The sequence below is a fragment of the Streptomyces vilmorinianum genome (assembly GCF_005517195.1).
Classification (GTDB): Bacteria; Actinomycetota; Actinomycetes; order Streptomycetales; family Streptomycetaceae; genus Streptomyces; species Streptomyces vilmorinianum.
The window spans coordinates 995,336-1,007,500 of sequence record NZ_CP040244.1; the positions used below are offsets into that span (position 1 = coordinate 995,336).

At 70.7% G+C, this 12,165-nt stretch carries 11 protein-coding genes and 1 rRNA gene (1 of these 12 running past the window's edge); 10 read left to right on the forward strand and 2 right to left on the reverse strand.

The features are described 5' to 3' along the window. Positions 1–18: 18 nt before the first annotated feature. Positions 19–498, reverse strand: coding sequence for a metallopeptidase family protein (locus tag FDM97_RS04785; protein ID WP_137994659.1), 480 nt, complete (start codon positions 496–498; stop codon positions 19–21). A 290-nt stretch (positions 499–788) separates the two neighbouring features. On the opposite strand from FDM97_RS04785, the gene FDM97_RS04790 reads away from it, so the two are divergent. The 8 genes from FDM97_RS04790 to FDM97_RS04825 all read left to right on the forward strand — a co-directional run bounded on the left by FDM97_RS04790 (position 789) and on the right by FDM97_RS04825 (position 9,345). After that, positions 789–1,220, forward strand: coding sequence for a DUF3499 domain-containing protein (locus tag FDM97_RS04790; protein WP_137989015.1), 432 nt, complete (start codon positions 789–791; stop codon positions 1,218–1,220). Between the two features lie 255 nt (positions 1,221–1,475). After that, on the forward strand, positions 1,476–2,843 hold the full coding sequence (locus FDM97_RS04795; RefSeq protein WP_137989016.1) for a phosphomannomutase/phosphoglucomutase: 1,368 nt from the start codon (positions 1,476–1,478) through the stop codon (positions 2,841–2,843). A 128-nt stretch (positions 2,844–2,971) separates the two neighbouring features. Beyond that, entirely contained in the window at positions 2,972–3,154 is a 183-nt protein-coding gene (locus tag FDM97_RS04800; protein WP_137989017.1) for a Trm112 family protein, read from the forward strand. Between the two features lie 174 nt (positions 3,155–3,328). Beyond that, positions 3,329–4,498, forward strand: coding sequence for an SIS domain-containing protein (locus FDM97_RS04805; protein WP_137989018.1), 1,170 nt, complete (start codon positions 3,329–3,331; stop codon positions 4,496–4,498). A 144-nt stretch (positions 4,499–4,642) separates the two neighbouring features. Beyond that, positions 4,643–5,794 (forward strand): mannose-6-phosphate isomerase, class I, encoded by a 1,152-nt coding sequence (manA, locus tag FDM97_RS04810; protein ID WP_137989019.1) that lies wholly within the window; start codon positions 4,643–4,645, stop codon positions 5,792–5,794. A 66-nt stretch (positions 5,795–5,860) separates the two neighbouring features. Continuing rightward, the gene (locus FDM97_RS04815) at positions 5,861–6,826 is read left to right on the forward strand and encodes a cation diffusion facilitator family transporter (protein WP_137989020.1); all 966 of its coding nucleotides are present in this window, start codon (positions 5,861–5,863) and stop codon (positions 6,824–6,826) included. Positions 6,827–7,118: 292 nt separating this feature from the next. After that, complete coding sequence (ahcY, locus tag FDM97_RS04820; protein ID WP_137989021.1) at positions 7,119–8,576, forward strand: adenosylhomocysteinase; 1,458 nt, start codon at positions 7,119–7,121, stop codon at positions 8,574–8,576. A 154-nt stretch (positions 8,577–8,730) separates the two neighbouring features. Continuing rightward, positions 8,731–9,345, forward strand: a complete 615-nt coding sequence (locus tag FDM97_RS04825) for a hypothetical protein (RefSeq protein WP_137989022.1) — start codon at positions 8,731–8,733, stop codon at positions 9,343–9,345. Here FDM97_RS04825 and FDM97_RS04830 read toward each other — a convergent pair. Beyond that, the gene (locus tag FDM97_RS04830) at positions 9,342–10,265 is read right to left on the reverse strand and encodes an RDD family protein (RefSeq protein WP_175439037.1); all 924 of its coding nucleotides are present in this window, start codon (positions 10,263–10,265) and stop codon (positions 9,342–9,344) included. The genes FDM97_RS04825 and FDM97_RS04830 overlap by 4 nt on opposite strands. A gap of 119 nt (positions 10,266–10,384) precedes the next feature. Here FDM97_RS04830 and FDM97_RS04835 point away from each other — a divergent pair, with 119 nt between their 5' ends. Together FDM97_RS04835 and FDM97_RS04840 are read left to right on the forward strand one after the other, a co-directional pair. Continuing rightward, a complete protein-coding gene (locus tag FDM97_RS04835) occupies positions 10,385–11,392 on the forward strand; it encodes a stage II sporulation protein M (RefSeq protein ID WP_137989023.1) in 1,008 nt (335 codons plus the stop codon). A gap of 598 nt (positions 11,393–11,990) precedes the next feature. Further along, a 16S ribosomal RNA gene (locus tag FDM97_RS04840) occupies positions 11,991–12,165 on the forward strand; it runs 1,351 nt beyond the window's last position.

Genomic DNA, 12,165 nt, shown 5'->3' on the forward strand with positions numbered 1-12,165 from the left:
CCCCTGTTCGTACGGAGGTCAGTCCTGTCCGTACCGGGGATCGACCGACTCGGGGGAGAGGCCCAGCAGCTCCGCCACCTGCTCCACCACGACCTCGTGGACGAGCAGCGCCCGTTCGTCGCGGCTCTTCGAGCGGATCTCGACGGGCCGCCGGTAGACGACGACCCTCGCCGGCCCGTCCTTCGCCGCGGGCGCGGCCCCGCCCAGCGGCACCGACTCGCCCGGCACCGACGGCGGCACGTCGAGCACCATGAACTCGACGTCCGCCAGCTGCGGCCAGCGGCGCTCCAGGCGCTCCACCGAGTCCAGGACGAGATCCCGGAACGTATCCGCCCGGCTCGCGGACAAGGGCACCTGCGGCGGGGCCACCGGCCCGCGCATACCCCGGCCGTGGCGGTCGCGGCGGCGCGTCCGAGGCTCCACCGGAGTCGGACGGGACTCCGCCCCGTGGGGCTCGGCCGGTCGGGACGAGGGGCTCGGCGGCACAGGACTGTCCATCACTGACGCAGCGTAACTCTCCTCGGTGCCCGCCGACCGTGGCGCACACGTGCCACCACGGTGTCGCCCGCCCCCGGTCTGTCGATAGTTGAACATTCCGGCCAAGCGCGGGCTCGATTCCATAGGCTCCCGCGATCGGCCATCTGGCCGTGGTTGACCGGATTCGATCCGGACGTTGTCCGGATCGGCGGCTGTCCCCACCGCCCGTCCCCTCCTTCCGCGCAGGTCAGGACAGGCGTCGGGAAGGGGCACGTGGCCGACGTCACACCGCGACACGGTGGAGTGACCTGGTGGAGAGTCGTCGCGGCCCGCTCAAGAGTGCGGTACCGTCCAACGTCGTGAGCCCTGTACGTCGCTGTTCGCGCACCGCGTGCGGCCGCCCTGCCGTCGCGACACTGACGTACGTCTATGCCGACTCGACTGCGGTCCTCGGCCCGCTCGCCACCTACGCCGAGCCCCACTGCTACGACCTGTGTGCCGAACACAGCGAGCGCCTCACCGCCCCGCGCGGCTGGGAGGTCGTGCGGCTCTCCGATCCCTCGGCCCCGTCCCGCCCCAGCGGCGACGACCTCGAAGCCCTCGCCAACGCGGTACGGGAGGCGGCACGCCCCCAGGAGCGCGCGGCCGAGGCCGGCGGCAAGGGCGGCGGCGGCCGCGGAGGCGATCCGATGGAGGTCGGACGCCGCGGACATCTGCGCGTCCTGCGCTCCCCGGACTCCTGAGCCTCCGCGACTCCTGGTCCCTCGGCTCCTGATCCCTCGGCTCCTGATCCCTCGGCTCCTGAGTCTCCCCGACTCCTGAGCCTCCTCGGCTCGTGACCCCCGACTCCTGAGCCTTTCCGGGCCGTCTCACGGGCTTCCGGGCCGTCTCACGGACCAAGGCGCTCTGCCCCGCGTCGAGGGGCCCCGGGTAGGTTGGGCCTCCGTACACGCGCCGCACACGCGTGCCCAGGATTGCGTATTCAGGAGGGTTGTTCCGTGGCTGCTGATCTGTCTCAGATCGTCAAGGCGTACGACGTCCGCGGGGTGGTGCCGGACCAGTGGGACGAGACGCTCGCCGAGCTGTTCGGTGCGGCGTTCGTCCAGGTGACAGGCGCACAGGCGATCGTCGTCGGTCACGACATGCGGCCCTCGTCCCCAGGCCTGTCGGCCGCCTTCTCCCGTGGCGCGGCCCGCCTCGGCGCAGACGTCACCCTGATCGGGCTCTGCTCGACGGACCAGCTGTACTTCGCCTCCGGCCGGCTGAACCTGCCCGGCGCGATGTTCACCGCCTCGCACAACCCCGCCCAGTACAACGGCATCAAGATGTGCCGCGCGGGCGCCGCCCCCGTCGGCCAGGACACCGGCCTCTCCGAGATTCGCGCGCTGGCCGAGCGGTGGTCGGAGCAGGGCGCGCCCGAGGCGGCCGCGACCCCCGGCACGATCACCGAGCAGGACACCCTCGACGACTACGCCGCGCACCTGAAGGCGCTGGTCGACCTCACCGCGATCCGCCCCCTGAAGGTCGTCGTGGACGCGGGCAACGGCATGGGCGGCCACACCGTCCCCACCGTCTTCGAGGGCCTCCCCCTGGACCTCGTACCGATGTACTTCGAGCTCGACGGCACCTTCCCGAACCACGAGGCCAACCCCCTCGACCCGAAGAACATCGTCGACCTCCAGGCCCGCGTCCGCGCCGAGGGCGCCGACCTCGGCCTCGCCTTCGACGGAGACGCCGACCGCTGCTTCGTCGTCGACGAGCGCGGCGAGGCCGTCTCCCCGTCCGCGATCACGGCGCTCGTCGCCGCGCGCGAGCTCGCGAAGACCCCCGGCGGCACGATCATCCACAACCTGATCACCTCCTGGTCCGTCCCCGAGGTCGTGCGCGAGAACGGCGGCACGCCGGTCCGCACCCGCGTCGGTCACTCCTTCATCAAGGAGGAGATGGCGAAGACGGGCGCGATCTTCGGCGGCGAGCACTCGGCGCACTACTACTTCAAGGACTTCTGGAACGCCGATACGGGCATGCTCGCCGCGCTCCACGTCCTCGCCGCCCTCGGCGGCCAGGACGGCACGCTGTCGGAGCTGGTCTCGGTGTACGACCGCTACGCCGCCTCCGGCGAGATCAACTCCACGGTCGCCGACCAGGCCGGCCGTATGGCGGCCGTCAAGGCGGCCTACGCCGGTCAGGACGGCGTCACCCTCGACGAGCTGGACGGCCTGACGGTGGCGGCGGACGACTGGTGGTTCAACCTGCGCCCCTCCAACACCGAGCCGCTGCTGCGCCTGAACGTGGAGGCCCGCGAGGAGGCCACCATGGCCAAGATCCGCGACGAGGCCCTGGCCCTGGTCCGCGCGACGGACTGACCGCGGCCCGGCCAATGTCCCTCGCCGGGGGAACGGGGCGGGCGCCGAGCCGCGCGCCCCGTCCCCCGGCGGTAGGCTGACCTGGCCCAAAGGGCAGCATCATCATCGTTTGTTCGAAGGGACACCTCATGCCGCTCGAAGCCGGCCTCCTGGAGATCCTGGCCTGCCCGGCCTGCCACGCGCCGCTGAACGACCGCACCGCGGCCGAGACCCCCGAACTGATCTGCACGAGCGCCGACTGCGGCCTCGCCTACCCGGTCCGCGACGGCATCCCGGTCCTCCTGGTCGACGAGGCCCGCCGCCCGAACTGAAGCGGCCCGCAGCCGCCGACGGCGAGCAGCACCCACAGGTAGACCCGCACCTCTGTGCTCTCATCTGCACAGGTGGTGCGGGTGGGAACAACAAGCCCGGCCGAAGGCCGGGCGCTCACCGAGCCCCAACGCCGCACGTACCGCACCCCCTCCCCACCCCGGAGGCACCGCCACATGCTCGACGAGACCCTCCTCGACGCACCGGACGCCCTCGCCCTCGCCGACCGCCGCGGCCTCCTCCGGGGCGCCGCAGAGGCAGGCGCACGGGTACGGACCGCGGCACGCCACGCCGCCGAAGCCGGAATCTCGGAGCTCAGCCCCGAGGGCCGCCCCCGCACCGTCCTCGTCGCCGGCCCCGGCACCGCCGCCTTCGGCGTCGCCGACCTGGTCGGCGCCCTGGCCGGCGCCTCCGCCCCCGTCATCCGCCTCCAGCCCACCGGCGTCGCCCCAGCGGCGGGCGCCCTGCGCTGGGCCCTCCCCGGCTGGGCCGGCTCCGTGGATCTGCTCCTGATCCTCACCACCGACGGCTCCGAGCCCGGTCTCGCCCTCCTCGCGGAGCAGGCCTACCGCCGCGGCCTCACGGTCGTCGCCATCGCCCCCAAGGCCTCCCCGCTCGCCGAGACCGTCAGCGGCCCCCGCGGACTGCTCGTGCCCATGGCGACCGCGCCGCACGAGAGCCCCGAGGAGTACGCCGAGTCCCTCGCCGCCAGCCCCGGCGACCTGTGGGCCCTGTTCACCCCGCTCCTCGTGCTCCTCGACCGGGTCGGCCTCCTCGAAGCGCCGTCCGAGACCCTGGAGAAGGTCGCCGACCGCCTGGACCGTACGGCCGAACGCTGCGGCCCGGCCATCGCCACGTACAGCAACCCGGCCAAGACGCTCGCCGCCGAACTCGCCGACTCGCTGCCGCTGATCTGGACCGAGGGCGAAGCCGCAGGCCCGGCCGGCCGCCGGTTCGCCGCCGTACTGGCCGAGCTGGCCGGACTGCCCGCGCTCGCCGCCGAACTGCCCGAGGCCCTGCCCGCCCACGGCGTCCTCCTCGCCGGCGACTACGCGGCCGGCGCCGACCCCGACGACTTCTTCCGCGACCGGGTGGAGGAGCAGCAGGCCCTGCGCGCCCGGGTCGTGCTGCTGCGCGACCGTCCCGTCGACGTCGGCACCCTGACCGCCGCCCCCGCCGCCCGCGAACTGGCCCTCAGCCACGGCACGGCCATCAGCGAGGTGGAGCCGGAGGAGGGCAACGAGCTCCTGGAGACCCTGGCCGAGCTCCTCGCCGTCACCGACTTCGCCGCCGTCTACCTCTCCCTGGCCTCGACCGGGATCGCCCCACCCCCGGCGTCCCCCTGACGCCCCAGCCCCAGCCCCAGCCTCACCCCCAGCCCCAGCCCCAGCCTCAACCCCAGCCCCACCCCCGCGCCACGCACGTCATGACGCCGCCACGTCCCACGACGCCCCCAACCCCGTCTCCGCACAGGAAAGCTGGAAGGCTCCATGGACCGCCTCGTCAACACCGTCCGCCCCTACGCCTGGGGCTCCACGACGGCCATCCCGGAACTGCTCGGCACCACCCCCACGGGTGAGCCCCAGGCCGAGATGTGGATGGGCGCCCACCCCGGCGCCCCCTCCCGCACGGAGCGCGGACCGCTCAACGAGGTCGTCGACGCCGATCCCGTACGCGAACTGGGCGCGGCGGCCGTCGAGAAGTTCGGCCCGCACCTGCCCTTCCTCCTCAAACTGCTCGCCGCCGGCGCCCCGCTCTCCCTCCAGGTCCACCCGGACCTCGCCCAGGCGAAGGCCGGATTCGCCGCCGAGGAGGCGGCCGGAGTCCCGATCGACGCGGGCCACCGCAACTACAAGGACGCCAACCACAAGCCCGAACTGATCTGCGCCCTCACGCCGTTCAACGGGCTCTGTGGCTTCCGCGACCCCGTCGAGGCCGCCGACGTCATCGCCGCGCTCGGCGTCGACTCCCTCAAGCCGTACGTCGACCTGCTGCACGCCCACCCCGAAGAGGCCGCGCTGCGCGAGGTCCTGACGGCCCTGCTGTCCGCCGACCGCGAGGAGATGGCGCACACCGTCGCCGAGGCCGCGGCCGCCGCCGCCCGCCTGAGCGGCGCCCACGCCGTCTACGCCGGCCTCGCCCACCACTACCCCAGCGACCCCGGCGTCATCGCCGCCATGCTGCTCAACCCCGTCCAACTCCAGCCGGGCGAAGCCCTCTTCCTCGGCGCGGGTGTCCCGCACGCCTACATCGACGGCCTCGGCGTCGAGATCATGGCCAACTCCGACAACGTGCTGCGCTGCGGACTGACGCCCAAGCACGTCGACGTCCCCGAGCTGCTGCGGATCGTCCGCTTCGAGCCGACCGAGCCGGCCGTCCTGCGCCCCGAGGCGTCCCCGTCGGGCGAGGAGGTCTACGACACCCCCATCGACGAGTTCCGACTCTCCCGCTTCGTACGGGCCCAGGGCGCGGCCCCCACCGACGTCACCGCGACCACCCCGCAGATCCTGCTCGCCGTCGCGGGCCGCCCGAAGGCGGGCGAAACGACCCTCGCGCCCGGCGAGTCGGTGTTCGTACCCGCGGGCGAAACGACCGAACTGTCCGGTGAGGGCACGGTCTTTCGCGCGACCGTCGTGGCCTGATGCAACAATGACCGGCCGAATGGCGGCAACCGTGCCGGAGCACCGACGAAGGGAACACGTACACCCATGAGCGCGTCAGGCGGAACCAAGGCGATCGTGGCGGCACTCGCCGCGAACCTCGCGATCGCGGTAGCCAAGTTCGTGGCGTTCCTCTTCAGCGGTTCGTCCTCGATGCTGGCCGAGAGCGTCCACTCGCTCGCCGACTCCGGCAACCAGGGACTGCTGCTCCTCGGCGGCAAGAAGGCCCAGCGCGAGGCGACCCCGCAGCACCCCTTCGGCTACGGCCGCGAGCGGTACATCTACGCCTTCCTCGTCTCCATCGTGCTCTTCTCCGTCGGTGGCATGTTCGCCATCTTCGAGGGCTACGAGAAGATCAAGGACCCCCACGAGATCGAGGCCTGGTACTGGCCGGTGGGCGTCCTCGTCTTCGCGATCATCGCCGAGACGTTCTCGTTCCGTACGGCCATCAAGGAGTCGAACGAGATCCGCGGAACGAAGTCCTGGAAGGAGTTCGTCCGCCACGCCAAGGCCCCGGAGCTCCCGGTCGTCCTCCTGGAGGACCTCGGCGCCCTCGTCGGCCTGGTCCTCGCCCTCGGCGGTGTCGGCATCGCGCTCCTCACCGGCAACGGCGTCTGGGACGGCATCGGCACCGTCTGCATCGGTGTCCTGCTCGTCCTCATCGCGATCGTCCTCGCCGCCGAGACGAAGTCGCTGCTCCTCGGCGAGTCCGCGGGCATCGACGAGGTGAAGAAGATCGAGGAGGCGATGGTCGACGGCGAGACCGTCACCCGCCTCATCCACATGCGTACGCTCCACCTCGGCCCGGAGGAGCTCCTCGTCGCCGCCAAGGTCGCCGTCCCCCACGAGGACACGGCCGCCAAGGTCGCGAGCGCCATCAACGCGGCCGAGGACCGCATCCGCGCCGCCGTCCCGATCGCCCGGGTCATCTACCTGGAGCCGGACATCTACAGCGAGACGGCGGCCGCGGCGGGCGTCGACCCGGCCAAGTCCCCGGGCGGCGCGAGCCACTGACACGCTTCACAGCAACGTGGGCGATCAGGGGCCCGGGGTCACGACGACCCCGGGCCCCTGTGCGTTGCCCCGGCATCGTGTCCTTCGCCGCACTGATCGGTGTAGATTCGTGACCAGCCAGACGTCGCTGCTGATGGCGGTCGGGCGGTCCCACGGACCGGCCGAGGGAGAGAGGGCCTCCGACGACTGCACCGCGGGAGTACCCGGGCATTCGTGTGCCCGCGCTACCCCAGGTCGCGGTGTCAGGCGCCCAACCGACCCTCGAACCCGATCCACGAGGAGCAGCTCAGTCATGACGACTGCCGCCCACCAGCAGGACTTCAAGGTCGCCGACCTCTCCCTGGCCGTCTTCGGCCGCAAGGAGATCACCCTCGCCGAGCACGAGATGCCCGGCCTGATGTCGATCCGCCGCGAGTACGCCGACCAGCAGCCGCTCGCCGGCGCCCGGATCACCGGCTCGCTGCACATGACCGTGCAGACCGCCGTCCTCATCGAGACGCTCGTCGCCCTCGGCGCCGAGGTCCGCTGGGCCTCCTGCAACATCTTCTCCACCCAGGACCACGCCGCCGCGGCCATCGCCGTCGGCCCGAACGGCACCCCCGAGAACCCGCAGGGCGTCCCGGTCTTCGCTTGGAAGGGCGAGACCCTGGAGGAGTACTGGTGGTGCACGGAGCAGGCGCTGACCTGGCCGAACACGCCCACCGGCGGCCCGAACATGATCCTGGACGACGGCGGTGACGCCACGCTCCTGGTCCACAAGGGCGTCGAGTTCGAGAAGGCCGGCTCCGCCCCGGACCCGTCCACCGCGGACAGCGAGGAGTACGGCCACATCCTCCGCCTCCTCAACCGCACCCTCGGCGAGAACCCGCAGAAGTGGACCCAGCTCGCGTCCGAGATCCGCGGCGTGACGGAGGAGACCACCACCGGTGTCCACCGCCTTTACGAGATGCAGCAGGCCGGCTCCCTCCTCTTCCCGGCGATCAATGTGAACGACGCCGTGACGAAGTCGAAGTTCGACAACAAGTACGGCTGCCGTCACTCGTTGATCGACGGCATCAACCGTGCCACGGACGTCCTGATCGGTGGGAAGACGGCGGTCGTGTTCGGGTACGGCGATGTCGGCAAGGGCTGTGCGGAGTCGCTGCGTGGCCAGGGCGCGCGTGTGATCGTCACCGAGATCGACCCGATCTGTGCGCTGCAGGCGGCGATGGACGGCTACCAGGTCGCGACGCTGGACGATGTCGTGGAGACGGCCGACATCTTCATCACGACGACCGGGAACAAGGACATCATCATGGCGTCGGACATCGCCAGGATGAAGCACCAGGCGATCGTGGGGAACATCGGTCACTTCGACAACGAGATCGACATGGCGGGCCTGGCGCGGATCCCGGGGGTCGTGAAGGACGAGGTGAAGCCGCAGGTGCACACCTGGACCTTCGCCGACGGCAAGGTGGTCATCGTGCTGTCGGAGGGCCGGCTGCTGAACCTGGGCAATGCGACGGGGCATCCGTCCTTCGTGATGTCGAACTCGTTCGCGGACCAGACTCTGGCCCAGATCGAGCTGTTCACGAAGCCGGAGCAGTACCCGACCGATGTGTACGTGCTGCCCAAGCACCTGGACGAGAAGGTGGCCCGTCTCCACCTCGACGCGCTGGGTGTGAAGCTCACGACCCTGCGTCCCGAGCAGGCGGCGTACATCGGCGTCGACGTCGAGGGTCCGTACAAGCCGGACCACTACCGCTACTGATCGCGAGACCGGACGGCGCCCGTGCACTGACGCACGCCCGTCCCCGCGACCCGTAGAGGAATAAGGCAGGCCCCCGCACCCCCGTGTCGGGGGCCTGCCTCGTCCGTCAGGCCCGCACGCGGACCTACCGCCCCAAAGAGCACCCCGAGGACCCATGCCCCGCGGCCGCTATTCGCTCCATGATCCGCACGATCACACCCCCCTCGGTGAAGAGCACTTCAACTGCGCGCCCGGCCCCTCCGGCTGGCGCTACGTCTCACAGATCACCACCCCCTCCGGCGAGCACGCCGGCTCCGTCGACCTGGCCATCGACGAACTCGGCCGCCCCATCCGTCTCGAACTCCACGCCGCGAGCTGGCAGGTCCGCGGCGCCGCACTCGACGGCGTCACCTGGGTCCGTACGGACCCCACCGGCACCCATGCCACGGAAGGCAATGTGCGCGCCCATGCCTTCACCGGCACCTCACCGGCGTTCCTCGTCGCCATCACGCGACTGCTGCGTCTCACCCCCGGTTCCCCCGCGACCCGCATCCGGCTCGTCGCCTTCACGGATCCCGTCCTCGCCCCCCTCACGATCGACCAGTCCTGGGCCCTGGTGAACAGTGAAGCGCACCCCACTGACAACGGCCGTCTGATCGTGGACGAGTACCAGGTCAACGCACTGGACACGGGGGAGCAGCACACGATCCACATCGCCGGCGACGTGGTCCTCTCGGCCCCCGGCATCGAACTCGAAGCCCTCGAGACCCCGCCGTCCGTCTTCCCCTAGGCGGGAGGAGCGAACCCGGTCCGCGCGCCGCGCGACTCCCCTTGCCCGGCCACCCGCTCGGGCTGCGCCTGCTGCACGGTCCGCACCGGCTGCACGGGCTGGACGGGCGGCACGGTCTGAACGGCGGGAGCCACGAACCCGGGACCGCTTTCGCCCCCACCATGCCCGGCCGAGGCGGCGAAAGCCCGACGCGCCTCCCGCGCCTGCCGCTCGCCGACCACCCCCGCCAGATACGCCGCCGCGGGCACCCCCGGGGGCGGGGGCGTCCCCGTCCGCGCCACCAGCTCATCGGCCAGCCGCTCCGCGAGCCGCCTCCCCACGCCCGGGTCCAGCTGCCGCATCCGCGTCAGGTACTGCCGTATCTCCAGCCACAGCCCGTCCGGCACGGCCGACAGATCCAGCTCCGCGAACCGTCCCACGAGCCACGGCGGGGGAGGAGGCACGGCCGCGGTCCGAGCCGCCGGCACCCGCTCCCGTACGACCAGAGTCCCCGCGAACACGTCCCCGATCCGCCGCCCACGCTCGGACACCAGCGAGGCGATACAGGCGACGACCCCGAACGTCATCAGGATCTCCACGACCCCCATCGCCCCGCGGACCAGCGCGTGCCGGAACCGGATCGGTCCCCCGTCGTCCCGCACCACCCGCAGCCCGCAGGCCATCTTCCCCAGCGACCGCCCGTGCGACAGCGTCTCCACCGCGATCGGCGCCCCCACCAGTATCAGCAGGAAGGAGGCGATCGATATCGCCATCTGAGCGGCCTCGTCCAGTGAAGCCGTGGCCACCACGAGCCCGATCGAGATCAGCAGGTAGGCCGCCCACACCACGAGAAGATCGAGAAACAGCGCCAGCGCCCGGCTCGGCAGCCGCGCCGGCTGCAACCCCAGTACGACCGCGTCCCCCGTCACAACCCCGCTCACGGCGCCCACCCTTCTCCGGCCTTCCCGACCCCTCAGTACGACAGTCTGCCAAGCTGACCCGCAGCGCGCCGCAGTAGTACGGACCCGTACGCACCCAGTGCCTGGAGCAGCAGCCGATCATGGACCTCGACGTCTACGTCACCGCCCACCGAGCCGAGTGGGACCGCCTCGACCACCTCCTGCGCCGAGGCGGCAAGCTCACCGGCGCCGAGGCCGACGAACTCGTCGCCCTCTATCAGCGGGCGGCCACCCACCTCTCGCTGATCCAGTCCAGCGCTCCGGACCCCATGCTCACGGCCCGCCTCACCCAGCTCGTCGCCCGCGCCCGCGCCACGGTCACCGGCACCCGACGCTCCTCCTGGCGCGACGCGGCCGCCTTCCTGACGGCCGGCTTCCCCGCGGCCGTCTACCGCTCCCGCCACTGGTGGGTCCCGACAGCCGTCCTCTCCACACTCCTCGCGGTGATCATCGGCTGGTGGATCGGCACGCACCCGGAGGTCCAGTCCGCGATCGGCGCCCCCGCCGAACTGCGCGAGATGACCCGCCCGGGCGGCCAGTACGAGACGTACTACTCGAGCCACCCGGCGGCTTCCTTCGCCGCCCAGGTCTGGACGAACAACGCCCAGGCCGCCGCCATGTGCCTGGTCCTGGGCGCGTTCCTCTGCGTCCCGGTGCTCTGGATCCTCTTCCTCAACATGCTGAACCTGGGCGTCGGCATCGGCCTCATGTCCTCCGCGGGCCGCCTCGACGTCTTTCTGGGCCTGATCCTCCCGCACGGCCTGCTCGAACTGACAGCGGTCTTCGTCGCCGCCGGCACCGGCCTCCGCCTCGGCTGGACCCTCATCGACCCCGGCCCCATGACCCGCCGAGCCGCCCTTGCCCAGCAGGGCCGCGCGGCCGTGGGAATGGCGATCGGCCTGGCCCTGGTCCTCTTCCTCTCGGGCCTCATCGAAGGCTTCGTCACGCCGTCGGGCCTCCCGACCTGGGCCCGCATCACCATCGGCGTCGCAGCTGAACTGGCATTTCTCGCCTACGTCTACATCCTGGGCGGCCGCGCCGCCCGAGCGGGTGACACGGGCGACGTCGAGGAGACCGACCGCAGCGCCGCCCAGCCGACCGCTGCCTGATGTGCGGACCACCCCGCTGACCTGCTAGTCTCCTCTTCGCCCACAAAAACCGTTGACACGGTCGACGTGGGGAGGTAGATTCAACTGGTTGCCTCGGACTGGACAAGTTCGAAGGCCAGCAGCTAGAGTCTCTCTCGCTCCGGTCGGGAAGTTGATTTCCACGGAGCCACTCCGATTCCTTATTCGAATCACGAAGCCACCGATTAGGTCGGCCGAAATGAATCTGATAAAGTCGGAATCGCCGGAAAGGGAAACGCGAAAGCGAAGAACGGCCCGGCAGCCCGCTCCAGCGGGTGGCGGAAACGGAAAACGGATCTGCTAAGCTGGAAACACGAAAGACCGAAGGGAAAAGCCCGGAGGAAAGCCCGAGAGGGTGAGTACGAAGGAAGCGTCCGTTCCTTGAGAACTCAACAGCGTGCCAAAAATCAACGCCAGATTAGTTGATACCCCGTCCATCTTCGGATGGCGAGGTTCCTTTGAAAGTCCTACCGGCCCATGCGGCGGGTAGGCAACAACACAGCGAGGACGCTGTGAACGACTGGTCCTATTCCGACTGGTCGTTCCGCTCTCGTGGTGTGCACCGGATAACCGGTAAACATTCACGGAGAGTTTGATCCTGGCTCAGGACGAACGCTGGCGGCGTGCTTAACACATGCAAGTCGAACGATGAAGCCCTTCGGGGTGGATTAGTGGCGAACGGGTGAGTAACACGTGGGCAATCTGCCCTTCACTCTGGGACAAGCCCTGGAAACGGGGTCTAATACCGGATAACA